Origin of the sequence: Oceanimonas pelagia, from assembly GCF_030849025.1 — a bacterium.
In the GTDB taxonomy this organism is placed as follows: domain Bacteria; phylum Pseudomonadota; class Gammaproteobacteria; order Enterobacterales; family Aeromonadaceae; genus Oceanimonas; species Oceanimonas pelagia.
The window spans coordinates 1,117,529-1,143,912 of the sequence record NZ_CP118224.1 but is presented as its reverse complement, the minus strand read 5'-3'; the positions used below and the strand labels follow the sequence as shown (position 1 = coordinate 1,143,912).

The 26,384-nt window shown below is 62.3% G+C and carries 30 protein-coding genes; 16 read left to right on the top strand and 14 right to left on the bottom strand.

Going from position 1 to position 26,384, the window contains the following annotated elements:
- Positions 1-37: 37 nt before the first annotated feature.
- From PU634_RS05420 to tkt, 4 genes are all read right to left on the bottom strand, one after another.
- Complete coding sequence (locus PU634_RS05420) at positions 38-1,318, bottom strand: TRAP transporter large permease (protein ID WP_306763043.1); 1,281 nt, start codon at positions 1,316-1,318, stop codon at positions 38-40.
- Positions 1,315-1,872, bottom strand: a complete 558-nt coding sequence (locus PU634_RS05415; RefSeq protein ID WP_306763042.1) for a TRAP transporter small permease — start codon at positions 1,870-1,872, stop codon at positions 1,315-1,317. The genes PU634_RS05420 and PU634_RS05415 overlap by 4 nt, the downstream gene beginning before the upstream one ends.
- On the bottom strand, positions 1,869-2,825 hold the full coding sequence (locus PU634_RS05410; protein ID WP_306763041.1) for a TRAP transporter substrate-binding protein: 957 nt from the start codon (positions 2,823-2,825) through the stop codon (positions 1,869-1,871). The genes PU634_RS05415 and PU634_RS05410 overlap by 4 nt, the downstream gene beginning before the upstream one ends.
- A 357-nt stretch (positions 2,826-3,182) precedes the next feature.
- Positions 3,183-5,180 carry a transketolase gene (tkt, locus tag PU634_RS05405; protein ID WP_306763040.1) on the bottom strand — a complete coding sequence of 666 codons (1,998 nt, stop codon included), beginning with the start codon at positions 5,178-5,180 and terminating at the stop codon, positions 3,183-3,185.
- 238 nt (positions 5,181-5,418) lie between these two features.
- On the opposite strand from tkt, the gene metK reads away from it, so the two are divergent.
- From metK to ruvX, 8 genes are all read left to right on the top strand, one after another.
- Positions 5,419-6,576 (top strand): methionine adenosyltransferase, encoded by a 1,158-nt coding sequence (gene metK / locus PU634_RS05400; RefSeq protein WP_306763039.1) that lies wholly within the window; start codon positions 5,419-5,421, stop codon positions 6,574-6,576.
- 266 nt (positions 6,577-6,842) lie between these two features.
- Complete coding sequence (locus PU634_RS05395; RefSeq protein WP_306763038.1) at positions 6,843-7,355, top strand: SprT family zinc-dependent metalloprotease; 513 nt, start codon at positions 6,843-6,845, stop codon at positions 7,353-7,355.
- Positions 7,352-7,822 carry a peroxiredoxin gene (locus tag PU634_RS05390; RefSeq protein ID WP_306763037.1) on the top strand — a complete coding sequence of 157 codons (471 nt, stop codon included), beginning with the start codon at positions 7,352-7,354 and terminating at the stop codon, positions 7,820-7,822. Before PU634_RS05395 ends, PU634_RS05390 begins: the two co-directional genes overlap by 4 nt.
- 160 nt (positions 7,823-7,982) lie before the next feature.
- Positions 7,983-8,630, top strand: coding sequence for an endonuclease (locus tag PU634_RS05385; protein ID WP_306763666.1), 648 nt, complete (start codon positions 7,983-7,985; stop codon positions 8,628-8,630).
- The gene (gene rsmE, locus PU634_RS05380; RefSeq protein WP_306763036.1) at positions 8,608-9,339 is read left to right on the top strand and encodes a 16S rRNA (uracil(1498)-N(3))-methyltransferase; all 732 of its coding nucleotides are present in this window, start codon (positions 8,608-8,610) and stop codon (positions 9,337-9,339) included. Before PU634_RS05385 ends, rsmE begins: the two co-directional genes overlap by 23 nt.
- Positions 9,336-10,283, top strand: a complete 948-nt coding sequence (gshB, locus tag PU634_RS05375) for a glutathione synthase (RefSeq protein WP_306763035.1) — start codon at positions 9,336-9,338, stop codon at positions 10,281-10,283. Before rsmE ends, gshB begins: the two co-directional genes overlap by 4 nt.
- A 57-nt stretch (positions 10,284-10,340) precedes the next feature.
- Positions 10,341-10,895, top strand: a complete 555-nt coding sequence (locus PU634_RS05370; protein WP_306763034.1) for a YqgE/AlgH family protein — start codon at positions 10,341-10,343, stop codon at positions 10,893-10,895.
- Positions 10,892-11,308, top strand: a complete 417-nt coding sequence (ruvX, locus tag PU634_RS05365; protein ID WP_306763033.1) for a Holliday junction resolvase RuvX — start codon at positions 10,892-10,894, stop codon at positions 11,306-11,308. The genes PU634_RS05370 and ruvX overlap by 4 nt, the downstream gene beginning before the upstream one ends.
- A 65-nt stretch (positions 11,309-11,373) precedes the next feature.
- On the opposite strand, the gene PU634_RS05360 is transcribed toward ruvX, so the two are convergent.
- The 5 genes from PU634_RS05360 to PU634_RS05340 all read right to left on the bottom strand — a co-directional run bounded on the left by PU634_RS05360 (position 11,374) and on the right by PU634_RS05340 (position 15,830).
- Positions 11,374-12,551 (bottom strand): IS3 family transposase gene (locus tag PU634_RS05360; protein WP_306760800.1). Its coding sequence is split into 2 segments (ribosomal slippage): positions 11,374-12,260 and positions 12,260-12,551, totalling 1,179 coding nucleotides; the frame shifts between segments, so codons are not numbered across the junction.
- A gap of 57 nt (positions 12,552-12,608) precedes the next feature.
- A complete protein-coding gene (locus tag PU634_RS05355; RefSeq protein ID WP_306763032.1) occupies positions 12,609-13,193 on the bottom strand; it encodes a response regulator transcription factor in 585 nt (194 codons plus the stop codon).
- A complete protein-coding gene (locus PU634_RS05350; protein ID WP_306763031.1) occupies positions 13,193-14,881 on the bottom strand; it encodes a sensor histidine kinase in 1,689 nt (562 codons plus the stop codon). The genes PU634_RS05355 and PU634_RS05350 overlap by 1 nt, the downstream gene beginning before the upstream one ends.
- A gap of 153 nt (positions 14,882-15,034) precedes the next feature.
- Positions 15,035-15,523, bottom strand: coding sequence for a prolyl-tRNA synthetase associated domain-containing protein (locus PU634_RS05345; protein ID WP_306763665.1), 489 nt, complete (start codon positions 15,521-15,523; stop codon positions 15,035-15,037).
- Positions 15,524-15,527: 4 nt separating this feature from the next.
- On the bottom strand, positions 15,528-15,830 hold the full coding sequence (locus tag PU634_RS05340) for a putative quinol monooxygenase (protein ID WP_306763030.1): 303 nt from the start codon (positions 15,828-15,830) through the stop codon (positions 15,528-15,530).
- A gap of 73 nt (positions 15,831-15,903) precedes the next feature.
- Here PU634_RS05340 and PU634_RS05335 point away from each other — a divergent pair, with 73 nt between their 5' ends.
- Together PU634_RS05335 and PU634_RS05330 are read left to right on the top strand one after the other, a co-directional pair.
- Positions 15,904-16,305 carry a VOC family protein gene (locus PU634_RS05335; protein WP_306763029.1) on the top strand — a complete coding sequence of 134 codons (402 nt, stop codon included), beginning with the start codon at positions 15,904-15,906 and terminating at the stop codon, positions 16,303-16,305.
- A gap of 111 nt (positions 16,306-16,416) precedes the next feature.
- Complete coding sequence (locus tag PU634_RS05330; RefSeq protein WP_306763028.1) at positions 16,417-17,469, top strand: 3-deoxy-7-phosphoheptulonate synthase; 1,053 nt, start codon at positions 16,417-16,419, stop codon at positions 17,467-17,469.
- Between the two features lie 34 nt (positions 17,470-17,503).
- On the opposite strand, the gene PU634_RS05325 is transcribed toward PU634_RS05330, so the two are convergent.
- Genes PU634_RS05325 through PU634_RS05315 form a run of 3 tightly spaced genes read right to left on the bottom strand, consistent with a single transcriptional unit; the run spans position 17,504 to position 20,040 of the window.
- Positions 17,504-18,247: an ATP-binding cassette domain-containing protein gene (locus tag PU634_RS05325; RefSeq protein WP_306763027.1), complete on the bottom strand. Its 744-nt coding sequence runs from the start codon at positions 18,245-18,247 to the stop codon at positions 17,504-17,506.
- Positions 18,234-19,259, bottom strand: a complete 1,026-nt coding sequence (gene btuC / locus PU634_RS05320) for a vitamin B12 ABC transporter permease BtuC (protein WP_306763026.1) — start codon at positions 19,257-19,259, stop codon at positions 18,234-18,236. Before btuC ends, PU634_RS05325 begins: the two co-directional genes overlap by 14 nt.
- Position 19,260: 1 nt before the next feature.
- Positions 19,261-20,040 carry a TSUP family transporter gene (locus tag PU634_RS05315; protein ID WP_306763025.1) on the bottom strand — a complete coding sequence of 260 codons (780 nt, stop codon included), beginning with the start codon at positions 20,038-20,040 and terminating at the stop codon, positions 19,261-19,263.
- Between the two features lie 123 nt (positions 20,041-20,163).
- On the opposite strand from PU634_RS05315, the gene msrA reads away from it, so the two are divergent.
- Together msrA and msrB are read left to right on the top strand one after the other, a co-directional pair.
- A complete protein-coding gene (msrA, locus tag PU634_RS05310; protein WP_306763024.1) occupies positions 20,164-20,778 on the top strand; it encodes a peptide-methionine (S)-S-oxide reductase MsrA in 615 nt (204 codons plus the stop codon).
- A 2-nt stretch (positions 20,779-20,780) separates the two neighbouring features.
- Complete coding sequence (gene msrB, locus PU634_RS05305) at positions 20,781-21,251, top strand: peptide-methionine (R)-S-oxide reductase MsrB (RefSeq protein WP_306763023.1); 471 nt, start codon at positions 20,781-20,783, stop codon at positions 21,249-21,251.
- A gap of 2 nt (positions 21,252-21,253) precedes the next feature.
- Here msrB and PU634_RS05300 read toward each other — a convergent pair whose 3' ends face one another.
- Complete coding sequence (locus tag PU634_RS05300) at positions 21,254-22,759, bottom strand: RimK family ATP-grasp domain-containing protein (RefSeq protein WP_306763022.1); 1,506 nt, start codon at positions 22,757-22,759, stop codon at positions 21,254-21,256.
- 140 nt (positions 22,760-22,899) lie between these two features.
- On the opposite strand from PU634_RS05300, the gene PU634_RS05295 reads away from it, so the two are divergent.
- The 3 genes from PU634_RS05295 to PU634_RS05285 all read left to right on the top strand — a co-directional run bounded on the left by PU634_RS05295 (position 22,900) and on the right by PU634_RS05285 (position 25,259).
- Positions 22,900-24,006 carry a GNAT family N-acetyltransferase/peptidase C39 family protein gene (locus PU634_RS05295; RefSeq protein WP_306763021.1) on the top strand — a complete coding sequence of 369 codons (1,107 nt, stop codon included), beginning with the start codon at positions 22,900-22,902 and terminating at the stop codon, positions 24,004-24,006.
- A gap of 191 nt (positions 24,007-24,197) precedes the next feature.
- Complete coding sequence (locus tag PU634_RS05290) at positions 24,198-24,647, top strand: YMGG-like glycine zipper-containing protein (protein WP_306763020.1); 450 nt, start codon at positions 24,198-24,200, stop codon at positions 24,645-24,647.
- 159 nt (positions 24,648-24,806) lie between these two features.
- On the top strand, positions 24,807-25,259 hold the full coding sequence (locus tag PU634_RS05285; RefSeq protein ID WP_306763019.1) for an alkaline phosphatase PhoX: 453 nt from the start codon (positions 24,807-24,809) through the stop codon (positions 25,257-25,259).
- Positions 25,260-25,476: 217 nt separating this feature from the next.
- On the opposite strand, the gene PU634_RS05280 is transcribed toward PU634_RS05285, so the two are convergent.
- A complete protein-coding gene (locus PU634_RS05280; RefSeq protein ID WP_306763018.1) occupies positions 25,477-25,692 on the bottom strand; it encodes a hypothetical protein in 216 nt (71 codons plus the stop codon).
- 185 nt (positions 25,693-25,877) lie between these two features.
- Between PU634_RS05280 and PU634_RS05275 the strand changes: the two genes are divergently transcribed.
- The gene (locus PU634_RS05275) at positions 25,878-26,177 is read left to right on the top strand and encodes a helix-turn-helix domain-containing protein (protein WP_306763664.1); all 300 of its coding nucleotides are present in this window, start codon (positions 25,878-25,880) and stop codon (positions 26,175-26,177) included.
- Positions 26,178-26,384 lie beyond the last annotated feature (207 nt).

Sequence of the window (26,384 nt, the reverse complement as noted above, 5' to 3'; positions counted from 1 at the left end):
GCTCCTTGCTTGTCATTATGTGTAATCAGTTAATCAATCAGTAACCCAGGGCGTGCGGCAGGGCCGTCACTATCTCGGGGAAAATCCAGCACAGAATCAGCACCAGGTATTGCAGGGCAATAAAGGGCCAGACGTAGCGCAACAGTTGCGACATGGGGATCTTGGCGATGCCGCACATCACGAACAGCAACACCCCCACCGGCGGCGTCATCATGCCGATCACCAGGTTGAACACGAACAGAAAGCCGAAATACAGCGGGTCTATGCCGTAGGCCAGGGCAATGGGGGCGAACAGGGGCACCAGCATGATGTAGGCCGCATTCGACTCCAGGAACATGCCCACCACCAGCAGCATTACCATCACCAGCGCCAGGAATACGTCGGGATTGTCGGTCAGCATCTGAATGAACTGGGACAACCGCATCGGGATCAGGTCAATGGTGAACAGGAAGGTCAGCGGTGTTGCAAAGGCAATCAGCGCCCCTACCACGGCCGAGGTCAGCGCGGCGCGGAACATACAGCCCGGCAGGTCGGTCCACTCCAGCTTGCGGGTCACCCACTTGCCGATGACAAAGGCATAGACCACGGCAATGGCGGCCCCTTCGGTGGCGGTAAACACGCCGCCGACAATGCCGCCAATCACGATCACCGGCATCAGCATGATGGCCCCGGCCCGTCTGGTCTGCACCAGCAGGTTTTTCAGGCTGAAGGGTTCACCGGTAGGCGGATAACCCTTGCGGTGCGCAATCCAGCTCGACAGTACCATCATGCCCACCACCAGCAGCACACCGGGCACCACACCGGCCATGAACAGGCCCCCCACGGAGACCGAGGAGCCGGCCATCAGGGCGTATACAATCATGGCCGCGCTGGGCGGAATGATGGGGCCCAGGTTTGACGCCGAGGCCACCACCGCCGAGCCGAAGCCCGCGTCGTAGTGCTTTTTCATCGCCGGCATCATGGTGGTACCCAGGGCACTGGCGCCCGCCACGGCGGCACCGGTCACCGACGCCAGCCCCAGGCCGGAGAGCAGGGTCACATGGGCCAGACCACCCTTTACCCGGCCCACAAAGGCGTTGGCAAAGTCGATGGTACGCTGCATCACCTGACCGCCCACCATCAGCTCACCCGCCAGCATGAACAGCGGAATCGCCATCAGCGGAAAGGAGTTGACCGCGTGCATCATGCGCTGGGGCAGCACCGACAGCTCAATGCCGCTCCAGGCCAGGCCACCGAGGGCTGCCAGCCCCAGTGAAAAGGCCAGGGGCATGCCCAGCAGCGCCAGCACCAGGAACAGAACAATCGCCAGTGTGGTCATGCGGCTTCCTCCTCTTCAATCCAGACGCGCGTGCCCTGCCAGGCCATAAACAACAAGTGCAGCAGGCCGTGGCCGCAGCTCAGCATCACCGGGATATAGAACACCGAGGCGCTGACCGGAATGGTCGGCATCAGCTCGCCCCAGCCGTCGATGGCCACCAGCACCGACTGGTAGCACACCACCACCATCAGCAGCCCGCTGGCCAGCATCATCAGCCGGGCCAACCTCTCCTGCATGCGAAAGCTCAGGCGGTTGGTCATCAGATCGATACCCACATGAATGCCATGCTTGAGGCCATGGGGTATCGCCAGGAACACTGCCCAGACAAAGGCCAGACGCGACATTTCATCGGCCCAGTCAATGGACTCGGACAACAGATAACGGCAGAACACCTGAGCCGAGACCAGCAGCACCATCACCGCCATGCAGGCGCAAATGGTGTAGCGGGAGGCGCTGTCCACCCTCAGCAGCAGCCGGCGGCCAAAGGCCCCCGGCGCTGGCAGGGGCCCGGCTCCGTTCAGCATGTGCGGCTGTTCGGAATGACCGGTTTTCATGACTTGGCGTCCTCCAGAACGGCGTTCACCAGCTCGTCACCCAGGCGCTCTTTCAGCTCGTCGATAATGCCGGCGGTTTTTTCCTGCATCTGCTGATGCAGCTCGGGGCTGACGCTGTTGAATTTCATGCCGGCGGCCACCAGCTGGTCGCGGGACTCGAGATCTTCCTCGGCGGCCTTTTCACGCTGCCACTGCACCGCCTTGGCCATGGACTCCCGCACCGCCTGCTGCTCGGCGTCGGAGAGCTTGTCAAAGCGCTTCTTGTTGGCCACCACCACGATGAAATCAAAGAAGTGGCCGGTGTCGGTGACGTACTGCTGCACTTCCTGGTAGTTGTTCTTGCGAATGATGCTGAAGGGGTTTTCCTGGCCGTCGATCACCTTCTGCTGCAGGGCGGAATATACCTCGTTGATGCCCATGGAGGTGGGGCTGGCCCCCAGGGCACGGAAGGTTTTCAGATGGGTTTCGTTGGGCTGCAGACGGATCTTGAGGCCGTCAAAGTCGTCGATGGACTCGATGGGACGCACACTGTTGGTGACATGGCGCGGGCCCAGCTCCATAAAGCCCAGAGCCACAAAGCCCTTTTCTGCCAGCTTCTCGTTAAGCAGCTCCCCTACCCGGCCGTCGATCACCTTAAAGGCGGTTTCCCGGTCCTTGAACACGAAGGGCAGGCTCACCGCTTCCAGCTCGGGCACGGTGCGGGACAGGAAGGACACGCCAATCCAGGTCATGCTGAGCACGCCGGAGCGCACCTGATCCACGTTCTCGGAGGCACCGCCCAGCTGCATGGCCGGAAACAGGTTCACTTCAATGTCACCGTCGGTGGCCGCTTCCACTTCCTGCTTGAACACTTCCATCGCCAGGGTACTGGAATGATCCACGGCAAAGTTGCCGGCCACCCGCAGGGTCTCGGCCTGCACCGAGGCGGTGGCCAGGGTGGCGCCCAGCGACATTGTTAACAAACTCTTTTTAAAAAATCCGCCAAAAGCGTGTAGATTGTTTCCCATTACCTTCTCCTTGGTTACGACGCCGCCTGCGTCATTATGAATTCATAATTATATATACATTCCATTAACAGACCGAGCAATGCCACTGGCGATAAAAAAGCCTGACTCCCAGCTCAATATTCAACACAAGGCACTGATTAAAATAGACTTTTACTTTGAGAGCGAATTTCAGCAGGTTAAAAAATTGTGATCGGGATCATTCGCTGGCCCTGATGACGGCACGGCCTCACTGCCTGACCAGATCGCAGACATAAAAAAACCGGCTCGAAAGCCGGTTTGTTTTCATTTATGGGTGTAAATGGCTCAGCCCAGCAGGGCTTCGGCCTTTTCCACCACGTTGTCAACGGTAAAGCCGAACAGCTTGAACAGCTCGCCGGCGGGAGCCGACTCGCCAAAGCTGGTCATGCCGATGATGTCGCCACCAAAGCCCACATACTTGAACCAGTAGTCGCGAATGCCGGCTTCCACCGCCAGGCGTTTGGTCACGGCGGCGGGCAGCACGCTTTCACGGTATTCGGCAGACTGAGCGTCGAACACGTCGGTGGACGGCATGGACACCACACGCACGGCGCGGCCCTTTTCGCTCAGTTGCTCGGCGGCGGCCACGGCCAGCTCCACTTCGGAGCCGGTGGCAATGAGGATCAGTTCAGGGGTGCCGGCACAGTCGCGCAGCACATAGCCCCCGCGGGCCACGTCGGCCAGCTGGGCCTCGGTGCGCTCCATCTGGGGCAGGTTCTGACGGGAGAAGATCAACGAGGTGGGGCCATCCTTGCGCTCGATGGCGTGTTTCCAGGCCACGGCGGACTCCACCTGGTCACAGGGGCGCCAGGTGCTCATGTTGGGGGTCAGACGCAGGGAGGCGATCTGCTCCACCGGCTGGTGGGTGGGGCCGTCTTCACCCAGACCAATGGAGTCGTGGGTGTAAACAAAGATGGAGCGCTGCTTCATCAGGGCGGCCATGCGCACCGCGTTGCGGGCGTATTCCACGAACATCAGGAAGGTGCCGCCGTAGGGCACGAAGCCGCCGTGCAGAGCGATGCCGTTCATGATGGCACTCATGCCGAACTCGCGCACACCATAGTGCAGGTAATTGCCGGCGGCATCCTCGGCGCTGATGGCCTTGGAACCCTTGTGCATGGTCAGGTTGGAAGGAGCCAGATCGGCACTGCCACCCAGCAGCTCGGGCAGAACGGCACCAAAAGCGTCGAGGGCGTTCTGAGACGCCTTGCGGGTGGCAATCTTGGCCGGGGCGGCCTGCAGGCCCTTGATAAAATCGGCGCTCTGCTGAGCCCAGTCGGCGGGAAGCTCGCCGTTCAGGCGGCGCTTGAGCTCGGCAGCCAGTGCCGGATATTCGGCGGCATAGGCGTCAAATTTGGCGTTCCAGCCGGCTTCCAGCTCGGCACCCCTGGCCCTGGCGTCCCACTCACCGTAAACCTCGGCGGGAATCTCAAAGGGAGCGTGATTCCAGCCCAGCTGCTCACGGGTGGCGGCGATTTCGGCCGCGCCCAGGGGGGCGCCGTGGCAGTCGTGGCTGCCGCCCTTGTTGGGGGAGCCAAAACCGATCACGGTTTTGCAGCAGATCAGGGTGGGGCGGCCGGTCTCGGCACGGGCGGCCTCAATGGCGGCGGCCACGGCGGCGCTGTCGTGACCGTCTACCGCAGGAATAACATGCCAGCCGTAGGCTTCAAAGCGCTTGGGGGTGTCGTCACTGAACCAGCCGTCCACCTCGCCGTCGATGGAGATGCCGTTGTCATCCCAGAAGGCGATCAGCTTACCCAGGCCCAGCGTGCCGGCCAGGGAGCAGGCCTCGTGGGAGATGCCTTCCATCAGGCAGCCGTCACCCAGGAAGGTATAGGTGTAGTGATCCACCACCTCGTGGCCGGGACGATTGAACTGGGCCGCCAGCGCCTTCTCGGCAATGGCCATGCCTACGGCATTGGTAATGCCCTGGCCCAGCGGGCCGGTGGTGGTTTCCACGCCCGGCGCGTAGCCGTACTCGGGGTGACCCGGGGTCTTGGAGTGCAGCTGGCGGAACTGCTTGAGATCGTCGATGGACAGCTCGTAACCGGTCAGGTGCAGCAGGGAGTACAGCAGCATGGAGCCGTGGCCGTTGGACAGAATAAAGCGGTCGCGGTCGGCCCAGTTCGGGTTGGCCGGGTTGTGCTTCAAGTAATCACGCCACAACACCTCGGCGATATCCGCCATGCCCATGGGGGCTCCGGGGTGACCGGAATTGGCTTTCTGTACCGCATCCATACTGAGCGCGCGCACGGCATTGGCCAGCACTTGACGAGAAGGCATCGACATCTCCTGAGAAATTCTTTAAAGAAAGGTGAACAAAACGGCGGTTATTGTCCCAAAGACGGCCGGGAGGCGCAAATTATTCTCCCCGAGGGCCATGGCCGGGCACCGGACCGGTCACACATTTTGCTGGCAATCCCGCCCTCGCCTCTCTAGAATAGCCGTCCAGATGTTAATACCGCCATTCGGCGGTCCCTGACAGCACCGAATTCATTACATTTTCAGGAAGTGAAGTAACATGGCCAGACTGTTTACCTCCGAGTCCGTGTCCGAAGGTCATCCCGACAAGATTGCCGACCAGATCTCCGATGCGGTCCTCGACGCCATCATCAAGCAGGACCCCAAGGCCCGCGTGGCCTGCGAAACCTACGTCAAGACCGGCATGGTCATCGTGGGTGGCGAAATTTCCACCAGCGCCTGGGTCGACATCGAAGAGCTGGCCCGCCGCACCGTGCGCGAAATCGGCTACACCAGCTCCGACATGGGCTTTGACGGTGACAGCTGCGCCGTGCTCAACGCCATCGGCAAGCAGTCGCCCGACATCGCCATGGGCGTGGACCGGGAAGACGAAGATCCCTACGCTCAGGGCGCCGGCGACCAGGGCCTGATGTTTGGTTACGCCTCCAACGAAACCGATGTGCTGATGCCCGCGCCGGTCACCTACTCCCACCGTCTGGTAAAGCGCCAGGCCCACGTGCGCAAGGCCAAGGAGCTGCCCTGGCTGCGTCCGGATGCCAAGTCTCAGGTGACCTTTGTTTATGACGACGGCAAGCCCGTTGGCATCGATACCGTGGTGCTGTCTACCCAGCACAGCCCGGACATCGATCAGGCCACCCTGCGCGAAGCGGTAATGGAGCTGATCATCAAGCCGGTGCTGCCCGCCGAATGGCTGAGCAAGAACACCAAGTACCACATCAACCCCACCGGCCAGTTCATCATCGGTGGCCCCATGGGTGACTGTGGTCTCACCGGCCGCAAGATCATCGTGGACACCTACGGCGGCATGGCCCGTCACGGTGGCGGTGCCTTCTCCGGCAAGGATCCGTCCAAGGTGGACCGCTCCGCCGCCTACGCCGCCCGCTATGTGGCCAAAAACATCGTGGCCGCCGGCCTGGCCGATCGCTGCGAAATTCAGGTGTCCTACGCCATCGGCGTGGCCGAGCCCACCTCCATCAGCGTGGAAACCTTCGGCACCGGCAAGGTATCCGAGGAGCTCATCGACGCCCTGGTGCGCGAACACTTCGACCTGCGCCCCTACGGTCTCATTCAGATGCTGGACCTGAACCGTCCCATCTACCAGGCCACCGCCGCCTACGGCCACTTCGGCCGGGACGAGTTCCCCTGGGAGGCCACCGACAAGGCCGCCCTGCTGCGCGACGCCGCCGGCCTGAAGTAAGCATCAAGGGGAAGCAAACGCTTCCCCTTTTTGTATGCTGATTACCCGTCCATCATGCGAATCAGCAGTGCGGTTGCACTTCACGACACGCTTCGGTGAAAGCCACTCACTAAAAATACCTGCTGCGGACATACTCAATGTTCGGTCAGGCATTTTTACTTCGTCACGGCGTGCCGGAGAAGCAGTGCGCTTTGCCTGACGAAAGCGCACCGTATCGCAAACGGCAAGGACCTGAGGCCCAAAGACAAGCTCACCGCTCTACAAACATGAAACCTGACGATTCCCTTTTTCAGCAAGTACAGAACCGGGTCAGCGAGTGCCTGGCCCTGGCCGAACGCCATACCGGCCGGCGGTTCGACCCACCCCTGGTGTGTTTTAACCAGCGCGGCCGCATTGCCGGCTCTGCCTGGCTGGAACAGTGGGAGCTACGCTTTAACCCGGTGTTGCTGACCGACAACGCCCACGACTTTCTGAGCGAAATCGTACCTCACGAGGTGGCCCATCTGGTGGTCTTTGCCCTTTACGGCAAGGTAAAACCCCATGGCCGGGAATGGCAGGCCATCATGGCAGAAGTATTCGGCCTTGAGCCCCGCACCCGGCACCGGCTCAACACCGAGAAAGTCGCCCCGGTTTTCAGCTATGATTGCGGCTGCCGCATTCATAAACTGAGCCTGCGCCGGCACAACAAGGTACTGCGTGGCCAGCTGCGCTACCAGTGTCTGCACTGCGGCCAGCCATTAATCCGGGTCAAAGCCCCACACAAGAGGAAAACAACATGATTCAGCCCGGCACCGCCCTGCCCCGGCACGACTTCACCTTTATCACCGACAGCGGCAAGACCAGCGCCGACACGCAAAGCCTGTTCGCCAGCAAGAAGGCGGTGATCTTCGCCGTGCCCGGCGCCTTTACCCCCACCTGCTCCCAGGCCCATCTGCCGGGGTTTGTGACCCTGGCAGACGAATTCCAGCGTCAGGGCGTGGCGCTGTTCTGCCTGTCGGTGAACGACGCCTTCGTGATGCGCGCCTGGCAGCAAAGCCAGAATGCCGGCGCCATTACCATGCTCGCCGACGGCGATGGCAGCTTTACTCAGGCCCTGGGGCTGGCCAAGGACACCGGCGCCTTTGGCGGCCTGCGCGCCCGGCGCTTCGCCCTGGTGGTGGACAACGGCATGGTCACTCAGGTGTGTGTGGAACAGCCCGGCAAGCTGGACGTCTCTTCTGCCGAGGCCATGCTGAAGCTGATTTAAACGTAAACGTCATACCGGGCACCGTCCCGGTATCCCCCCCCTTTTCCCCGCCCCGCCGCCGGTGGTAAGCTTGCGCGCACAAAAACCAACATAACAACGAGTCGTGCGCTATTTTCTTCTGATCCTGAGCCTGTGCTCCACACTGGCTTATGGCGAAGCCATGTCGTTTCGCCAGGCCAAAAAGGTGGCACCGGGCATTTACACCGATCATCCGGTAAGCTTTTACTGTGGCTGCAACATAGAAAAACAGGGTAAAAAACTGGTGCCCGATCTGGCCGGTTGCGGCTACCGGATTCGCAAACAGCAACAGCGGGCCAGCCGCATCGAGTGGGAACACGTGGTACCCGCCTGGGAGTTCGGCCACCAGCGCCAGTGCTGGCAGCAGGGCGGGCGCAAAAACTGCACCCGCAAGGATGAGCTGTTCCGGCAAATGGAAGGCGATCTGCACAACCTGGTGCCGGCGGTGGGCGAGGTCAACGGCGATCGCTCCAACTACCGTTTTTCCGAATGGAACGGCAAGCCGGTACAATATGGCCGCTGCCAGATGCTGGTGGACTTCAAGGGGCGCAAGGTGCAACCCCCCGAGCAAACCCGGGGGGCCATTGCCCGCACCTACCTGTATATGCAACAGCAATACAAGCTGAAGATTGCCCGTCAGCAGCAGAAACTGTTTGAAGCCTGGAACCGGCAATACCCGGCGAGCCCTTGGGAATGCGAGCGCGACAGGCGCATCGAGCGCATTCAGGGCAACCACAACCCCTTTGTTCAGGAGCAGTGCAAAAACTATGCGTATACCCCGAATCCATGAGCCGAGCGAGCTTGCCAGCGGCCGGGAGCTGACCCTGTCGGAAGACGGCGCCAACCACGTGGGCCGGGTGCTGCGCATGCAGGCCGGCCAGGCCCTGGTGCTGTTTAACGGTGAGGGTGGCCAGTATGCCGCCGAGATAGTGGAGGCCGGCAAAAAAACCGTGCGGGTGCGCGTGGGCGCATTCAGCGCCGGTGAGGTGGAGTCGCCGCTGCACTTTCACCTGGGCCAGGTGGTCAGCCGGGGCGAGAAGATGGAGTTCACCATTCAGAAGTCGGTGGAGCTCGGGGTGAACGTGATCACTCCGCTGTTTTCCAGCCGCTGTGGCGTCAAGCTCAGTGGCGAGCGGCTGGAGAAGAAGCTGCAACAGTGGCAGAAAATTGCCATTGCCGCCTGCGAGCAATGCGGTCGTAACCGCATTCCCGAAATCCGTCCGGCCATGGAGCTGAGCCTCTGGCTGGCAGAACACACCGACGAGCTCAAACTCAACCTGCACCCCCGGGCCGAATACAGCGTCAACACCCTACCCGCCCCCGAGGCCGGCGTGCGCCTGCTGATCGGCCCCGAAGGGGGCCTGTCGGACGAGGAAATCGTCGCCGCCCGCGACCAGGGCTTTATTGATATACTGCTCGGACCGCGGGTGCTGCGCACCGAAACCGCGGCGCTCACCGCCATTACCGCCCTGCAATGCCGATTTGGAGATCTCGCATGACCATCAAACTGGGAATCGTGATGGACCCCATTCAGTCCATCAACATCAAGAAAGACACCAGCTTCGCCATGCTGCTGGAGGCCCAGCGCCGGGGCTATGAGCTCTGGTACATGGAAATGAGCGATCTCAGCCTGCGCGACGGCGAAGCCTATGGCAGCATGACCCGGCTGTCGGTCAGGGAAGACGCCAGCCAGTGGTATACCCTGGCCGAGCCCGAGCTCAACCCCCTGCACAGCCTGGACGTGATCCTGATGCGCAAGGATCCGCCCTTTGACACCGAATTCATCTACGCCACCTACCTGCTGGAGCGTGCCGAGGGCGAAGGCGTGCTTATCGTCAACAAGCCCCAGAGCCTGCGCGACGCCAACGAAAAGCTCTACACCGCCTGGTTTGCCGAGCATACCCCCAGCACCCTGGTCACCCGCAAGGCCGCCGACATTCGCGCCTTTCACGCCGAGCACAAGGATATCATCATGAAGCCCCTGGACGGCATGGGTGGTGCCTCCATATTCCGGGTGAAGGAAGACGATCCCAACCTGGGGGTGATCATCGAAACCCTCACCGAGCACGGCAGCCGTTACTGCATGGTGCAGACCTATCTGCCCGCCATCAAGGACGGCGACAAGCGGGTGCTGGTGGTGGACGGCGAGCCGGTACCCTACTGCCTGGCGCGCATTCCCCAGGGCGGCGAAACCCGGGGCAACCTGGCCGCCGGCGGCCGGGGCGAGGCCCGCCCGTTAAGCGACAGTGACCGCCGCATTGCCGAGGCCCTGGGCCCGGTGCTGAAGCGCAAGGGACTGATCTTTGTGGGTCTCGACATTATCGGCGACAAGCTCACCGAGGTGAACGTCACCAGCCCCACCTGCGTGCGCGAGATCGAGGCCGCCTTTCCGGTCAACATTACCGGCATGCTGATGGACGCCATTGAAAAACGGCTATCCTGACAGTAACACTCACAGTACCCCGGTCACGCCGGGGCCTGATACTCATAACGAGACACCATGGATTCACTGGAACATCACTTTCTCATCGCCATGCCCAGCCTCAAGGATCCCTTCTTTGCCGGCTCCGTGACCTACATCTGCGAGCACAACGAGGAAGGCGCCATGGGGCTGGTGATCAACATTCCGGTCGAGATGCAATTGCACGAGCTGCTGCACCAGCTGGAGCTGGAGCCCGACGACGTGCCCGAGCTGGATCAGCCGGTACTGCAGGGCGGTCCGGTGTCCGCCGACCGGGGCTTTGTGCTGCACACGCCGGTGGAAGGCTTTGGCTCCAGCCGGCTGCTTTCCGACAACCTGATGATCACCACCTCCCGGGACGTGCTGGAAAGCCTGGGTACCCGTCAGGCGCCGGAAAAATTTCTGGTGACCCTGGGCTATGCCGGCTGGACCCCGGGCCAGCTGGAGCAGGAGCTGGTGGAAAACAGCTGGCTGACGGTGCCCGCCGACAACAGCCTGATCTTCGACACCCCCATTGGTCAGCGCTGGCATCAGGCCATTGGCCGGCTCGGCATCGACTCCCGCCAGCTGTCGTCCCAGGTGGGCCACGCATGAGCCGCACCCTGCTGGGCTTTGACTACGGCCTGAAAAGCATCGGCGTGGCGGTGGGCCAGGAGCTGACCGCCAGCGCCCGGCCGTTGCTGGCATTAAAGGCCAACGACGGCGTACCCAACTGGGAGCAGATCGAAAAGCTGCTCAGGGAGTGGCAGCCGGCGCTGCTGGTGGTGGGCCTGCCCCTCAACATGGACGGCACCGAGCAGGACATCAGCCGCCGCGCCCGCAAGTTCGCCAACCGCCTGCACGGCCGTTTTGGCCTGCCGGTGGAGCTGCAGGACGAGCGCCTGACCACCACCGACGCCCGCGCCCGGCTGTTTGAAGCCGGCGGCTACAAGGCCCTGGGCAAGGACGCGGTGGATGCGGTCTCGGCCCAGCTGATCCTGGAATCCTGGATGGAAGCCCACCCGTGAGACGTGAGACGTGAGACGTGAGACGTGAGACGCATGGAGTGCCCCCGATAAAGTAGACACTTAAGTTAAGCGGCAGCTGCGTAGGCATCGGGAGTCATCCCTCCCAGCGCCATGTGGCGCCGCACTTTCGGGTAATACTCGTCTGTATAATACCGGACTTCATCTGCCATTTCGTCTCTTCCGAGCACGCCCAGAGGGCGAGTCCACTCCTTCTTGAGTAGCGCGAAGAAGCTTTCCGAACAGGCGTTATCCCAGCAGTTACCTCGGCGTGACATGCTGATGGTGATTCCCCGTGTATTCAGCCATCTCATCACCTCTCCGTTGCGATACTGACTCCCTTGGTCCGAGTGGAACAACAGCTGTTTCCCATCTGGCCGCTGATGTTGCCATGCCTGCTCAAGGGCCTCCAGCACCAGTTGGGCGCTATTGATGGCACCCATGGCTCGGCCCACCACGCGGCGTGTGCCCAGGTCTAGGACTGCTGCGATGTAGAGCCAGCCTTCACTGCACCGGATTTGGGTGATATCTGATACCCAAACTCGGTTCGCTGAACCCACCGAGAACTGGCGATTCAACAGATTCGGTAACACAGGCAAGGACGATGTTGGCTTTTGATATCCTGCTTTAGGAGCCGTGCATGAACGATAACCAGCGTCTCTCAGCAAGCGCTGAACCTGGTTCTTGCCGCAGCAGAACCCGGCATCCCGTGCTTCCAGCCACAGCTTGCGATAACCCGGCACATTCTTCAGTTGCCTGGCTCGCTCGAGCAGGAAGGTGTTCAGCGTCCGTCGCTCGATGGCACGCGCCCCCGGAGAGTGTTGACGTGTTCGCCAGCGATAATATCCCGCTCGTGACACGTCGAGTACTTCACACATTATCGAGACCCGCCAGCGTTGACTTCGGTGGGCCTCGATAAAGGCAAACCTTACTTGCCGTGCTTGGCGAAGTACTCTTGCGCCTTTTTTAGGATTTCGTTCTCCAGCTCTTTCCGCTCAAGCTGCTTCTTCAGCCGAGCTACCTCGCGCTCCAGCTCCTGCAGGCTTTTTTCTGGTCCGGTGTTTTCAACGGCTTTGTCGGATGATTTCTTGGTCATGCTCCACTCTCTACGCCAGCGACTCAATTGGTTAGGATGGATCCCAAGTCTGCCAGCAAGCTGAGCTTGTGTCTCTGTGGTGGAGAGCGAGGCCTCGACGGCCTCACGTTTGAATGCATCGCTAAAGCGACGGTGGGGTTTGTATTTCATAACACCTTCTCATCTAATGAAGGTGTCTACTTTTCTCGGGCCAGTCCAACCCACGTTTTACCCCTGAGACAGCTGCCAGCAGTGCAGCAGCTCGGCCATATTGGCCGCCTCCAGCTTGGCCATGGCCGACGCCCTGTGTACTTCCACGGTGCGCACCGCCACGCACAGCTGCTCGGCAATGGCCTTGTTGGTCAGCCCCTGCGCCACCAGGCTCACCACTTCATGCTCCCGGGCCGAGAGCCGGGTTACCCGGAGCCGAGCCCCGGCCTGCTCGCCCAGCACCCGGGCCTGCTGTTGTGCCCGCGCCAGCACCTCGGCCAGGCGACGGGCATCCACCGGTTTTTCCAGAAAGTCCACCGCCCCCAGCTTCATCGCCTGCACCGCCTGAGGCACGTCGCCATGGCCGGTGAGCAGGATCACCGCCACCGGACACCGGCGGCGGCCCAGCTCCGTCAGCACCTCCAGCCCGTCCAGCTCCGGCATGGCCAGGTCCAGCAGCAATACCGCCTCGGCCTGGTCGTCAAACTCCGCCAGAAAGCGCTCCGGCTCCGACCAGCCCTGGCTCTCAAAACCCATCGCCTTTAACAGGAAGCCGTTGGCGGCCAGCACCTTGGGATCATCGTCCAGCAGGTAAATGTGCATTATTGCTCCTTTGGCAAAAACAGTTCGGCCCGGGTGCCCTCGCCCACATTGACCAGGGTCAGACTACCACCCAGCCGGCGGGCCAGCCGGTAACTGACCATCAGGCCAATGCCCATGCCGTGAATGCGGCTGGCGGGCAGGGTATGTCCAAGCGCCTCGATCACCGCCGGCGACACGCCGCCGGCGGTGTCTTCCACCGTCAATCGCCAGCCGTCGGCCCGCCGCGCGGCGGCAAGCCGCAGCCGTCCCCCCTGGTTTCGCCGCTCAAAGGCATCCAGACCGTTGCCCAGCAGATTGGACAATATCTGCTCCACCGCCGGCCGTACACTCAGCAGCACGCCCTCGTCCGTGGTCACGTCCAGCCGCACCCCGGCGGCCCTGGCTCTGGGCGCCAGCCGCTCGGCCAGCTCCCGGCACAGCTCCCGGGGCGAAAAGGCATCCGGCCCCGGCAGGGGCTGGCTGGCCCACTGACGAAAACGGCGAATAATGTCGGCACCGCGCTCGGTTTCACTGACAATATGATTAAACACCTCACGGCTGTTTTGCTCACCGGTCATCAGCTCGCCGGCCTGAGCATAGGCCTGAATGGCCGACAACGGCTGGTTCAGCTCATGGGCCAGGCCCGTGGCCATTTCCCCCAGCAGGGTGGCCTGACGCGCCCGGGCCAGCTCCTGCTCCCGGCTCTGAATAAGATGGTGCAGCCGGTCCCGTTCGTCGGTGCGCCTGAGCAGCAGACGGGTGACCCGCACATGGTGCAGGGCGATCACCAAGAGCACCAGCATCAGCCCCGCCAGCCACTGCCAGTAACCCAGCAGCACCCGGCGCAGGGTCTGCCAGGTCGGCGCCTCGCCGGCGTCGGGCTGCCAGTCCCGCAGCAACTGCTCCACCTCGTCCAGCCGGATGGGGGCGCCCCACAGCGGCCGGCCCTGTTGCTTCATGGCCAGCAGGGCCTGGGTGATGTCCCGCAGCAGGGTTTCGTTCCGGCTGTCGACGGCGGCAAAGCTCCAGCCCGGATACAGCGGCGTGGAACGCACACAGGGCGCGTCCGCCTGGATCATCAGCGCCCTGAACTCGGCCGCATTCACCAGCCCTTCCTGCGCCATTTGCTCCAGGGTGCAGGCAGGCACCATGGCCGCATCCAGGGCGCCATCGCGCAACAGATACACCAGGGCGTCCACCGGGTAGCCGCGAAACTGAATATCCAGGCTGTTCGGCGCCACGCCGCGCCGGCGCAACTGCTCGGCCACCAGCAGATAACCGCCAAAGGCCTGCTCGTGCACCGCCCCCACCCGCAACCCGGCCAGCAGCCGGGTACCGCTGATGCCGCTGTCGGCGCGCACCAGCAGGGTGGCCGCCACGCTTTCCCGGGCCGAGCCAAAGCGCGGATCCAGCCAGGACGCCAGCCAGTTCAGCCCCTGGTGGCGGCTCAGCACGTAATGGGCCGGGTTGGTCACCACAAAATCGAGCCGGCCCTCATTCAGTTGCCGATCCAGCTGCTGCTGAGTCAGAAACACCCCTTCGAAATGATGTGCCGGCAGCGCCCGGTTCAGGCCATCGAGCACCGGCTGCCATTCCGCCCGCCCCTGGGCTTCACCCCGGTAGGCCAGAAAGCCGATTCGGTAGTCATCCGCCATGGCCGGCAGTACCATCAGCAACCAGCAGGGCAACCACCGCAAAGGCCGTAACATGGGCTTACTCCTTGAGCACGCTGTCATATAAAAAAGCATAGGCGCCGGCCACGCCGGTGCGGCCAGTGTACACCAGAGTCAAATGGGCTGCTGGCTCGGTAAATGGCCATCATGAACGGAAAGCAGGCGGGAAACGGACGCTCCCGCCGAATATCAGGCCAGAGAAGGCACCGGCAGCCAGTGGGGAAGGTGGCCGGTCTGCTCGGTAAAGCGCAGCAAATCGGCGCGGCTCAGCAGCACGGTGGCGGTATTGCGCAGCGGGTGGCAGTGAAAATCGTCGCCATCTTGCAGGTCTTCATCCAGCCACAGTTCCACCTGCAACTGCGTATCGTTGACCAGTGCCAGCACGGAGACATGGCCCGGGGCCACCCCCAGGTAACGCGCAAGCCGCTCGGCCGAGGCAAAGCCCAGCCGCGACCAGCCCTGCTGGCGCGACAGCACCTTGAGATCCACCTGCTTGTCGTGGCGGGTGAGCAGCAGCGCGTGCCGGCGACCGTAGTTGTCCCGCAGAAACAGATTTTTCAGCCGGGTGCCGGGCCGGTTCACCAGCAGGCGGTCGGCATCGTCACAGGTGTGCAGCGGCGGATGCTCAATCAGCGGCGGCCTGATGTGCCAGTCCGCCAGCCGGGCCATGATGTCCATCACATTAACGGGCCGGGTTCACCGCCAGCACGTCGGCACGGATCACCGACTGCTCGGCGATCAGCTCGTTGACCACGGCGCGGCTGGCCTGGTAGTGCGGAGTTTCCTTGTGGGCGGCCAGGGCGGCTTCGTCCTGGTAGATTTCGTAAAGCCAGAACAGCTCGGGATCGGCCCTGTCCTGCAGCACGTCAAAGGTGTGGCAACCGGGCTCGTCGCGCACCGAGGCTTCGGCATTGGGCAGCATGGCGTCGAGAAAGGCCTGGGTGGTGCCGGGCTTGAGCTTGGTTTTGACAATAATTGAATACATTGTAAACTCCAATTGTTTATGTAAATTCAACAAATAGTACACAAATATTCAGGTAACTTCCAAGGAGCCCAGAATGGACAGACCCGGTCGTTTTAACGGCATGCGCCACATCGCCTTTACCATGCCCAACCTGGAGGAGTGCGTCCAGTTCTACACCGAGATCATGGGCATGGAGATCCTCAACCGCGCCAGCGACAACCTGGTGTACCTCACCTGCGGCAACGACAACCTGTCGCTGGGCCGCGCCGATGTGCCCGCCAGCGGCGTGCAGAGCATGGATCACTTCGGCTTTATCGTGGACACCAAGGAAGAGCTGGAGCAGTGGTACCAGTACTTCAAGGCCAAGGGCGTGACCCTGCTGGACCAGCCCCACGATCACCGCGACGGTGCCCGCAGCTTTCACATCACCGATCCCGCCGGCAACGTGATCCAGCCCATCTATCACCCGGCCATCTCCGGCCAGCGCTTCAGTTGAGTACGGTAATTAAGTCATAAAATTCAAAAGCCGTGGTTTTCCCTGCCACGGCTTTTGGTTATGTTAAGGGCATTGTGCTACCGCACGCCATTCTTTCAAGCAGGCCCTACCATGCCCTCATCCACCGACGAACTGAGAAGCCGCCCGCTGGCGACCCTGATCACCCCCCATCAGCTGGCCGAGCGCTATCCGCTCGACCGCACCATGACCGATACCGTCACTCAAGCCCGCGCCGAAATTGAAGCCATTCTCACCGGCCAGAGTCACAAGCTGCTGGTGATCATCGGCCCCTGCTCCATTCACGACCCGGCCGCCGCCCGGGCCTACGCCGAGCGACTGGCGGAGCTTAAGCGCCGCTATGCCGACCGGCTGTGCATTGTGATGCGCACCTATTTTGAAAAGCCCCGCACCATAGTGGGCTGGAAGGGACTGATTAACGATCCGCATCTGGACGGCAGCTTTGACGTCAACACCGGCCTGGCGCTGGCGCGCAAACTGCTGAGTGACATCAACGCCCTGGGGCTACCCACCGCCACCGAGTTTCTGGATATGGTGACCGGTCAGTATATAGCCGACCTGATCAGCTGGGGCGCCATTGGCGCGCGCACCACCGAGTCCCAGGTGCACCGGGAAATGGCCTCGGCGCTGTCGTGCCCGGTGGGCTTCAAGAACGGTACCGACGGCAATATTCAGATTGCCCTCGACGCGGTACGGGCCGCCGCCCACGGTCACATTTTCTGCTCGCCGGACAAACACGGCAAAATGAGCATCTACCAGACCGACGGCAACCCCTATGGCCATGTGATTTTACGGGGCGGAAAAGCGCCCAATTACGACGAGCACAGCATTGCCGATGCCGCAGCGCAGCTCAGCGCCCTTGGCCTGCCGCCCCGGCTGGTGGTGGATCTGAGCCATGGCAACAGCCAAAAGCAGCATCAGCGCCAGCTCGAGGTGGCAGACGACATCGCCCGCCAGCTTGTAAGCGGCAGCCGCCATATTGCCGGGGTGATGATAGAAAGTTTTATCGAAGCAGGCCGGCAGGAGGTGGAGCCCGGTACACCGCTGCTATTCGGACAAAGCATCACCGACGCCTGCCTGGGCTGGAAAGACAGCGAGCGGGTGCTGGAACTGCTGTACCGGGCTGTGAGGAGTGAGGCGGTTTGAGAATATCCTCACGCCTTACCCCCACCCCTCACATTTATTCCGGCAGCAGCAGCCGCTGGCCGTCCTGCTCCAGCAGTTTGACCTTGACCTCAAACACCTCGGCCACCAGCTCGGGGGTAAGCACCTCCGGGCCGCCACTGGCCACCAGCCGACCCCGGTGCAGACACCAGATATCGTCGCCGAACTGAGCGGCCAGGTTAATGTCGTGAATGGACGCCACCACCGTCAGTCCCTGTTCGGCATAGTGGCGCAGCAGCCGCAGGGTGGCGAGCTGGTGCTGCCAGTCAAGTCCGGCCAGAGGCTCGTCCAGCAGCAGCAGGCGGGCCTTCGGGTTCAGCCGGGGCGCCACCTGCAACAGGGTTTTGGCGATCAGCAGCCGCTGCTGTTCGCCGCCCGAGAGCGACGACAGCGGCCGGGCATAGAGGGTGTCCAGCTTGAGGTAATCACTTAACCGCGCCATTTCCTCGCAGGCGGCTTCGCTGACCTCCCCGTGCACCCCCAGCGCCAGCAGCTCATACCCTTTTAATCCGGCGGGCAGCACCGAGTGCTGCACCAGCATGGCTCTGAGATGCGCAAGCTCGCTCAGAGCCAGTGAATCCAGCAGGTCACCATTCAGCCGCACATGACCTTCCGCCGCCAGCAGCCCGGCCGCCGCCAGCAACAGACTCGACTTGCCACTGCCATTGGGCCCCACCAGCAGGGTCAGCCGGCCGGCGGCCAGCCGGCCACTCACCGGCCCTACCCTGTGTTCAACGGTTAATTCATCAAGCGTCAGCATGGCGTTTCACCAGCAACCACACAAACACGGGCGCCCCCAGGGTGGCGGTAACGGCGCCGATGGGCAACTCACCGGTCACCAGAGTTTGCCGCGCCACCACATCCGCCAGCACCAGCAGGGCGGCGCCCGCCAGGGCCGAGGCCGGCAGCAAAAACCGCTGGCGCCCGCCGGCCAGCAGCCGCAACAGGTGCGGCACCACCAGGCCCACAAAACCGATCACCCCGGCCATGGCCACGCTGAAAGCGGTGAGCAGGCACACCGCCAGCACCAGCCGGGGCCGCAATCTGTGGGCGTTCAGGCCCAGCAACCGGGCCTGTTGTTCCCCCAGCGCCAGCAGGTCCAGCCGGCCGCCCTGGCGTACCAGCCACAGCAAGGCCAGTATCGCCGGCAGCCACCAGCCCCAGGACAGGCGCTGGCCATAGCCCAGGCTGCCCATCATCCAGAACAGAAAGGTGCGCAGCGAGGCATCGTCGGCCAGATACAGCAGCCAGGTGAGCATGGCGTTGGCAAAAATGCCCACCGCCACGCCAAACAACAGCAGCGCGCCCTGTCCCAGCCGGCGCCGGGCCAGCAACATCAGCAGCACCGTCACCACCAGGGCACCGGCAAAGGCCGCCAGCGACACCCCCCAGTGAGGCAGGATCCAGCCCAGCCAGCCCGCCAGCGACAGGGTCAGCACCGCCGCCAGGCTGGCGCCGCTGGATATGCCAATCAGCCCGGGCTCCGCCAGCGGGTTGTGCAGCAACACCTGCAGCACGGCACCGCACAGCGCCAGGCTGGCCCCCACCAGCACCGCCAGCAGGGTGCGCGGCAACCGCAACTGCCAGAACACCTGTTGCTCCAGTGCCGACACCGGCCGCCAAAGGGCGTCCAGCCCCACGCCCACGGCGCCCGACTGCAGGCTGAGCAGCACTGCCACCATCAGCAGCAGCCCCAGGCCCAGCAGCCAGTGGCGGTAGCGCCGTTGCTGGACACCGAGCAAATGGCCCGGCGACATCGCTCCCCCGCGCATCTCAGCCCATCCAGTCGAACAGCTGCGGGTACTGCTGCCACAGCAGGCGCGCCGACATCACCAGCGACACCGTCACCAGCATGGGGCGAATCATGCGGGTACCCCGGGTCACCACCATTCTGGAGCCGAGCCGCGCCCCCAGAAACTGGCCGCCGGCCATGGCCAGGCCGGCAATCCACACCACCTGGCCGCCGAGCATGAAAAACAGCAGCGAGGCGAAATTGGAGGTAAAGTTCAGCAACTTGGTATGGGCGGTGGCCTTGCCCATGCTGTAGCCGGCCAGGGCGATAAAGCCCAGGGCAAAAAAAGAGCCGGTGCCCGGGCCGAAGAAACCGTCGTAAAAACCCACACCGGTGCCCACCACCAGGGCAAAGGGGATCACCCCCAGCCGCCGGCTGCGGTCTTCATCACCCACCCGCGGTGAGAACAGGAAGTACAGGGCAAAGGCCGCCAGCAGAAACGGCAGCACCTTTTCCAGCACCGAGGCGTCGATGCGCTGCACCAGCAGGGTGCCCAGCATGCTGCCCACAAAGGTGCAGGCGACCGCCCATTTCATGATGCGCCAGTCGATCAGCCCCCGGCGCAGATAATAAAACGACGCCGAAAAGGAGCCGAAGCAGCTTTGCAGCTTGTTGGTGGCCAGGGCCATGGTGGGCGGCATGCCGGTGGCCAGCAGCGCCGGCACCGTAATCAGGCCGCCGCCGCCGGCAATGGCGTCGATAAAGCCGGCCAGCAGCGCCGCCAGCGCCAGCAATCCCAGGGTCAGCAGATCCAGTTCCATCGTTTTCCGGTTTCAAATCAACAAAGGTGCCAAGATTAACAGGATGCGCCGCAAGGCAACAGAGAACCTTGCCCCGACCTTTGGCTATGGTAACGTAAGCCGAACCCACGAGGAGGAGACCCCATGAGCGACGAGGTTCTGGGCCTGTTGCCCAGTGATTTTCCCGATATCGACGACAGCGCCTTTCGCCACGGCGGCCGGCGCACCCTGGTGCTGGCCGGCGGCTGCTTCTGGTGCACCGAAGCGGTATACCGCCAGCTCGACGGCGTGATGGACGTGATCTCCGGCTATGCCGGCGGCGAGGCCCATAACGCCAACTACCAGGCGGTGTGCACCGGCACCACCCGCCATGCCGAGGCCATTCAAGTCGTCTACGACAGCGACCGCATCGGCCCGGGCACCCTGCTGAAGGTGTTTTTCGGCATCGCCCACGATCCCACCCAACTCAACCGCCAGGGCCATGATACCGGCACCCAGTACCGCTCGGCGGTCTTCTGGCAGAATGAACAGGAGCGCGAGCTGGCGAAAGACTATATTGCCCTGCTGGAGCAGGCCGGCGCCTTTAAGCAACCCATCGTAACCACCCTGGAGCCGCTCGACGCCTTTTATCCCGCCGAGGACTATCACCAGGATTATGCCGCCCGCAACCCCAACCAGCCCTACATTGCCGCCGTCGCCCAGCCCAAGGTGGCCAAGGTGCACCATTACTACAAACACAGGTTGAAGAAGGACATCTGACCATGGCCCAGACTCCCAGCCCTTACGATCTCTCGCCGCCCGGCGACGCCCAGCGGCAGGCCCTGGCCGACAAGCTGACCCCGGAAGAGCGCCGCATTCTGCTGAACCAGGGCACGGAGCCGCCCTTTTGCGGCGGCCTGCTCGACAACCACGAGCAAGGCTGCTATTTCTGCCGGCTGTGCGCCCTGCCGCTGTTTTCCTCCGCCTGCAAGTTCGAGTCGGGCTCCGGCTGGCCGAGCTTTTACGCCCCCTACCACCCGGATCACATTCGCGAGCTGGCAGACATGAGCCACGGTATGCGCCGGGTGGAAATTCGCTGCGCCCGCTGCGACGGCCATCTGGGCCACGTGTTTCCCGACGGCCCGCCGCCCACCGGCCTGCGCTATTGCCTGAACTCGGCGTCCCTCGGCTTTTGCACCGACGGCGAGCCCAAGCCGGATCCGCTCAAACGGGGCGAAACCGGCTTTCTGTAACCCTAGCGGCCGTCGCGCCGGGCCTTTTTGGTGACGACGGCCTGCCGCTCCTGTTCAAACCGGCGCACAAAGTCCTCGATCACCATGTCGTAGAGCCGGTCTTTCAGAAACACGTCTTCCACGCCGTGATCGATATTGGGGTTGTCGTTGACCTCGATCACCGCCACCCGGCCCTTGCCTTCCTTGATGTCCACGCCATACAGGCCGTCGCCGATGGGCTTCACCGCCTTGAGCGCGGCGTTAATCACCATGGGTGGTGCCTCGTGGGTGGGCAGGGTCACAAAGCCGCCGGAGTCCGCCTCCTTGCCGTCGTTGTGGCGGTAGATCTGCCAGTGCCCCTTCACCATGAAGTATTTGCAGGCAAAAATGGGCTGGTGGTTGAGCACGCCGATGCGCCAGTCGAACTCGGTGAAAAAATACTCCTGGGCCAGCACCAGCGCCGAGGCATTGCGCAGCTTGCCCAGGGTATCGGCCAGCTGCGCCCGGTCGGCCACCCGGTACACGCCCCGGGAAAAGGCCCCGTCCGGAATCTTCAGCACCAGGGGATAGCCCAGCTCGCTTTCCAGCCAGTCGGCGGCATCCTTCTGCTTTGGGTTGACCATCAGGGTTTTCGGCGCCGGCACGCCGTTGCGGGCAAAGCTCTCGGCCAGAAAAATCTTGTTGGCGCAGCGCAGAATGGAGCTGGGCGAGTCGATCACCACCAGGCCTTCGTGCTCCGCCTTCTGGGCAAAACGAAAGGTGTGATGGTCGATGGCGGTGGTTTCGCGAATAAACAGGCCGTCGTATTCCGCCAGCCGCTGGTAGTCCTTGCGGGTGATCATTTCCACGTTCACCCCGGCCCGCTCACCGGCGCGCACAAAGCGCTTCAGTGCCCCCGCGTCGGACGGCGGCAGGGCTTCGTCGGGGTTCACCAGCATGGCCAGATCGTAGCGATAGCGTTTGGCGGAGCGGGGCTGGCGCCAGATGATGCGGGAATACTTGTCGAGGGCGTCGGCAAACTGATCCTCTTCCTGCCCCGCCAGCTCCTTCGGCGACAGGGTGGCCAGACCGGTCAGCTCCCAGCGGCTGCGGCGCCTGAAGGTCAGCTCCAGAATGGGGCATGGCAGCCGCTCAAACAGCTCCCGGCACAGGCTTTCAAGTCCGGGCACGGCACACTGGCCGAAACAGCTTTTCAGTTTAAGTTTGGCTCCCGCCTCACCGCCGCCAAAATGCGCGTCCAGGGCCTCGGACACCCCCTCAAAACCAAAGGCAAACAGCCCCTTGTTGCGCAGGTTGTTGAGGGTGGAGACCGACGGAATCACCTTCTGGCCCCGGGCTTCCGCCAGCAGCGAACAGTAATAACCGTTGGACAGGTACTTCTCGGTGCGGCACAGGTTGATCACCCGGGTGCGGGGTGCGTTTTTTACCGGCGGCTGGGCCAGGTAGGTCTGAAAGTCCACCAGGTTTTCGCTGGGAAAATAGGGCGCCCAGGCGCTGAGCTCATCCACCACCAGAACCAGTTGTGTCATGAAGTGATTCCCTTGCTTGATTGGCCGTGATTGTGGCCCCTACTCTATGCCCTGCCACCGCCGGATGCACTGAAATTTTCTCGCCGGGCCGCCAAAATTATCGTATGTTGAAGCACTCTTTTCCTGATTTCGGGTGCCCTATGTCCGCGCCTGTCGTGCGCCCCGCCCTGCGTACCGATATCACCGCCCTGCTCCAGCTTGAAGCCCGCTGCTTTGCCCAGGACAGGGTCAGCCGGCGCAGCTTTCTGCGCTTTATCGAACACCCCCAGGATGTGCTGCTGGTGGCCGAGCTGAATGGCGCCCTGCTTGGCTATGTGCTGGTGCTGTTTCGCCGCAACACCCAGCTGGCCCGCATCTATTCCATTGCGGTCTCGCCCGACGCCCGCGGCCTGGGGCTGGGCCGCACCCTGCTTGAAGCTGCCGAGGCCAGCGCGCAGGCCCGGCGCGCCGTGTTCATGCGTCTGGAAGTACGCACCGACAACATTGCCGCGCAAAACCTGTATCAGCGCCAGGGCTACCGCCAGTTCGGCATTTACCACGACTATTACGAAGATCACGCAAGTGCCCTGCGCTACCAGAAGCGCATTCACCACTACCATCCCCTGGCCGGCGCCCGCGCCGTGCCTTATTACCGCCAGACCACGGAATTTACCTGTGGCCCGGCCTCGCTGATGATGGCCCTGAGCAGCCTGGCTCCGCACCATGCTCCCGAGCCGGATCTGGAGCTGCAACTGTGGCGCGAGGCCACCACCATTTTCATGACCCAGGGCCACGGTGGCTGCGGCCCTCACGGGCTGGCGCTGGCGGCCCACCGGCGCGGCTTTGCGGTGGAGCTGGTGCTGAACCAGGACGGCCCGCTGTTTATGAACAGCGTGCGCAGCCCCGACAAGAAACAGGTGCTGGAGCGGGTGCACCGGCAGTTTATTGCCAACCTGGCCCAGGCGGGCATAACGCCCCGCGTTGAGCACTTTACCCTGGACCAGCTGGAGCAGGGCCTGAGTGCGGGCCGGCTGCCTCTGGTGCTGATCAGCACCTATCATCTGGACGGGCGCAAGGCGCCCCACTGGGTGCTGGTGTGCGCCATGGACCGGGAATTTGTTTATATTCACGATCCGGATATCGACGAGGCGGCGGGAGAAAGCCCGGTCGACAAGCAGTACCTGCCCATTGCCCGGGAACGCTTTGACAGGCTGGCCCGCTATGGCCAGCATGCGCTGCGCGCCCTGGTGTGGGTGGCCAACCCCTGACCATGGGTCAGGAGCTGTCGGTCGGTTTTGGTCGTTACCATACGCGAAAAACTCTAAAAAAACATTTAAAAGCAATCACTTGAGTTAAAAACCAATTCAAATGGCACCCTGTTGTGCCGGCGGCCCGGCTCTTCCCATTGGACCAAAAGGCGCTATGGTTTCGGCAAGTTCAACTGCTGAGTAAAACAGCCATGCTTAAAAAGACCCTTGCAATTCTGATGTTGCCGATGCTGTTCGGCATTCAGTCGGCCATGGCCGGTGAAACCCTCAACACCATTCTCGGCGGCGGCGCCGGCGGTGCCGCCGGTGCCCTGATCGGCAAGCAGATGGCCGGCGACACCGGCGCCCTGGTGGGGGCCGCCCTGGGCGGCGCCGCCGGCGGCGCCGCCACCGCCAACCGGGGCAACAAGAACGAAGCCGCCCTGGGGGGTGCCGTGGGTGCCCTGGGCGGTGCGGCACTGGGCAAAAACGTGGGCGGTGACAGCGGCCAGCTGATCGGCGCCGGCGTAGGCGGTGCCGCCGGCTCGGCCCTGGGGGCCCGCTCCGGTGACGGTCACCGGGAAGTGCATCACCACTATCATGGCAAACACCGCAAACACCGCCATCGTCACGACTGGGACGATGACGACTGGGATGACTGAGTGTTCCGCCACATCAAGGCAGCCGTCGGGCTGCCTTTGTGCTGTTCCTCCTCTCTGACTGTCTTTTTCCTGTCATCCTGCCGTTATCAAACCGTCATCCTGAGCCGTCAGCATGGGCCTGCAAAATTCCAATACGCCGTGAGCAAAGGATAATCAACCATGAGTCGCTTTGAACGTCAGGACGAGCAGAACCACCCCCGCAATCAGGTTCCCGAGTTTACCCAACTGGTGGAAAAAAGCCTGAGCCGCCGTCGTTTTCTCGGTGGCGCCGCCGCCCTCGGTGCCGCCGCCTTTTTTGCCGCCTCTCCCCTTTCCCGGGCCGTGGCCGCCGCCACCCAGGGCAGCCCGCTGCTGGGCTTTGAGGCCGTACCCGCCAGCACCGCCGATACCATTACCGTGCCCAAAGGCTACAGGGTGGAGCGGCTGGTGTCCTGGGGCGACGCCCTGTTTGGCACCGTGCCCGAGTTCAACGAGTCCGGCAACAGCGCCGACGCCCAGGCCGGCCAGTTCGGCGACAACAACGACGGCATGAGCTTCTTTGCCCTCGACGACACCACCGCCATTCTGGCGGTCAACAACGAATACTGTAACTACGCGACTTCATTTCACTGAAACCCTCGAAAACCAGCGCCAGAGCGGCGCCACAGCTTGATTTCAACCCCATTCAATTTTTAATCACCCCCGCATATCCCCTCATTCCACCTCTAATTTTGCCCCAAAATTGCCCCAAAATTGCCCCAAGGCTAAACGCATACCACTACCGCCCAAAAGATCACCCTTTGAATTTTTAATGGCCCACTAAAAAGCCGGGCTCAGGGCCCGGCTCAGACTAAACTTCGCTCATGGCAGCAAGTGCAGCATCACTCTTCTCCATGATGACGGTCAACGCCGTTTGTATGTCGCTGTGATTTACTATGCCGTCCGAAATTCCATGGCACAGCAGCCTGGCCATCACGTTGATCTGGTGGGTGCAAACAGCCGAAATATCAATTTTTGTTGTTTTAATGGCGGCCGCTGATAGGTTACAACTTTGCACAATTTTCATCCCTAATTCATTGTTTTAATTAGCGTTGCGTGAATCGCAAAACGATAATAATCAAAAATCAGAAGTGCTTTCCACCGGTTGGAAAGGGTATCGGGATAAATGCGCCACAAGTGTCGTGAAAGTGAAAATTTCACGTCAATGTTGTCTTGTTGAGGTTGAAGCATTTGCCGGATCCTATCGTCTTGGTGCTCAAACGGCGCCGACAAGAACTCTCCCTGTCACAGGCGGAGATAGCTCAAAAAACGGGCATTTCGGCCAGAACGGTGCAAAGAATCGAAAACGGAGAGAGTGACATGACGCTGAGCCAGTATCGGCGCTTCATTCATGCCCTGAACATGACCGACATGGACGTTTCGGTGGCCATGCTCAAGTATCAGCCGGTAACGGCCGGCGATATCGCGGCGGCTGCCAGCACCCTGTCGCAGCGAGAGCGGAACGCAGTCATGAACCTCATCTTTGACCTGGCTGGCATCAGCAGGCCATAAAAAAGACCGGCCGAAGCCGGTCAAAACCTCCCAGAAATCAGGTGGCCCCGAGATAGTGGATTGCGCACCCCGCCGACACCGCCAGAGCGGGATACAAAACATCGGTGAACGCCTTTTTGTTCCAGTACCTGGGATCCAGTCCGCCCCACATGGGCATGCGCTCCCGCTTCGGCACCGGCAGGCTGGATATGTGACGGTACTCGGCCT

Excerpts from the sequence above, each read along its gene's own strand:
- PU634_RS05420 (WP_306763043.1), bottom strand. The coding sequence starts at position 1,318 with ATGACCACACTGGCGATTGTTCTGTTCCTGGTGCTGGCGCTGCTGGGC.
- PU634_RS05415 (WP_306763042.1), bottom strand. The coding sequence starts at position 1,872 with ATGAAAACCGGTCATTCCGAACAGCCGCACATGCTGAACGGAGCCGGG.
- PU634_RS05410 (WP_306763041.1), bottom strand. The coding sequence starts at position 2,825 with ATGTCGCTGGGCGCCACCCTGGCCACCGCCTCGGTGCAGGCCGAGACC.
- tkt (WP_306763040.1), bottom strand. The coding sequence starts at position 5,180 with ATGCCTTCTCGTCAAGTGCTGGCCAATGCCGTGCGCGCGCTCAGTATG.
- metK (WP_306763039.1), top strand. The coding sequence starts at position 5,419 with ATGGCCAGACTGTTTACCTCCGAGTCCGTGTCCGAAGGTCATCCCGAC.
- PU634_RS05395 (WP_306763038.1), top strand. The coding sequence starts at position 6,843 with ATGAAACCTGACGATTCCCTTTTTCAGCAAGTACAGAACCGGGTCAGC.
- PU634_RS05390 (WP_306763037.1), top strand. The coding sequence starts at position 7,352 with ATGATTCAGCCCGGCACCGCCCTGCCCCGGCACGACTTCACCTTTATC.
- PU634_RS05385 (WP_306763666.1), top strand. The coding sequence starts at position 7,983 with ATGTCGTTTCGCCAGGCCAAAAAGGTGGCACCGGGCATTTACACCGAT.
- rsmE (WP_306763036.1), top strand. The coding sequence starts at position 8,608 with ATGCGTATACCCCGAATCCATGAGCCGAGCGAGCTTGCCAGCGGCCGG.
- gshB (WP_306763035.1), top strand. The coding sequence starts at position 9,336 with ATGACCATCAAACTGGGAATCGTGATGGACCCCATTCAGTCCATCAAC.
- PU634_RS05370 (WP_306763034.1), top strand. The coding sequence starts at position 10,341 with ATGGATTCACTGGAACATCACTTTCTCATCGCCATGCCCAGCCTCAAG.
- ruvX (WP_306763033.1), top strand. The coding sequence starts at position 10,892 with ATGAGCCGCACCCTGCTGGGCTTTGACTACGGCCTGAAAAGCATCGGC.
- PU634_RS05355 (WP_306763032.1), bottom strand. The coding sequence starts at position 13,193 with ATGCACATTTACCTGCTGGACGATGATCCCAAGGTGCTGGCCGCCAAC.
- PU634_RS05350 (WP_306763031.1), bottom strand. The coding sequence starts at position 14,881 with ATGTTACGGCCTTTGCGGTGGTTGCCCTGCTGGTTGCTGATGGTACTG.
- PU634_RS05345 (WP_306763665.1), bottom strand. The coding sequence starts at position 15,523 with ATGGACATCATGGCCCGGCTGGCGGACTGGCACATCAGGCCGCCGCTG.
- PU634_RS05340 (WP_306763030.1), bottom strand. The coding sequence starts at position 15,830 with ATGTATTCAATTATTGTCAAAACCAAGCTCAAGCCCGGCACCACCCAG.
- PU634_RS05335 (WP_306763029.1), top strand. The coding sequence starts at position 15,904 with ATGGACAGACCCGGTCGTTTTAACGGCATGCGCCACATCGCCTTTACC.
- PU634_RS05330 (WP_306763028.1), top strand. The coding sequence starts at position 16,417 with ATGCCCTCATCCACCGACGAACTGAGAAGCCGCCCGCTGGCGACCCTG.
- PU634_RS05325 (WP_306763027.1), bottom strand. The coding sequence starts at position 18,247 with ATGCTGACGCTTGATGAATTAACCGTTGAACACAGGGTAGGGCCGGTG.
- btuC (WP_306763026.1), bottom strand. The coding sequence starts at position 19,259 with ATGCGCGGGGGAGCGATGTCGCCGGGCCATTTGCTCGGTGTCCAGCAA.
- PU634_RS05315 (WP_306763025.1), bottom strand. The coding sequence starts at position 20,040 with ATGGAACTGGATCTGCTGACCCTGGGATTGCTGGCGCTGGCGGCGCTG.
- msrA (WP_306763024.1), top strand. The coding sequence starts at position 20,164 with ATGAGCGACGAGGTTCTGGGCCTGTTGCCCAGTGATTTTCCCGATATC.
- msrB (WP_306763023.1), top strand. The coding sequence starts at position 20,781 with ATGGCCCAGACTCCCAGCCCTTACGATCTCTCGCCGCCCGGCGACGCC.
- PU634_RS05300 (WP_306763022.1), bottom strand. The coding sequence starts at position 22,759 with ATGACACAACTGGTTCTGGTGGTGGATGAGCTCAGCGCCTGGGCGCCC.
- PU634_RS05295 (WP_306763021.1), top strand. The coding sequence starts at position 22,900 with ATGTCCGCGCCTGTCGTGCGCCCCGCCCTGCGTACCGATATCACCGCC.
- PU634_RS05290 (WP_306763020.1), top strand. The coding sequence starts at position 24,198 with ATGCTTAAAAAGACCCTTGCAATTCTGATGTTGCCGATGCTGTTCGGC.
- PU634_RS05285 (WP_306763019.1), top strand. The coding sequence starts at position 24,807 with ATGAGTCGCTTTGAACGTCAGGACGAGCAGAACCACCCCCGCAATCAG.
- PU634_RS05280 (WP_306763018.1), bottom strand. The coding sequence starts at position 25,692 with ATGAAAATTGTGCAAAGTTGTAACCTATCAGCGGCCGCCATTAAAACA.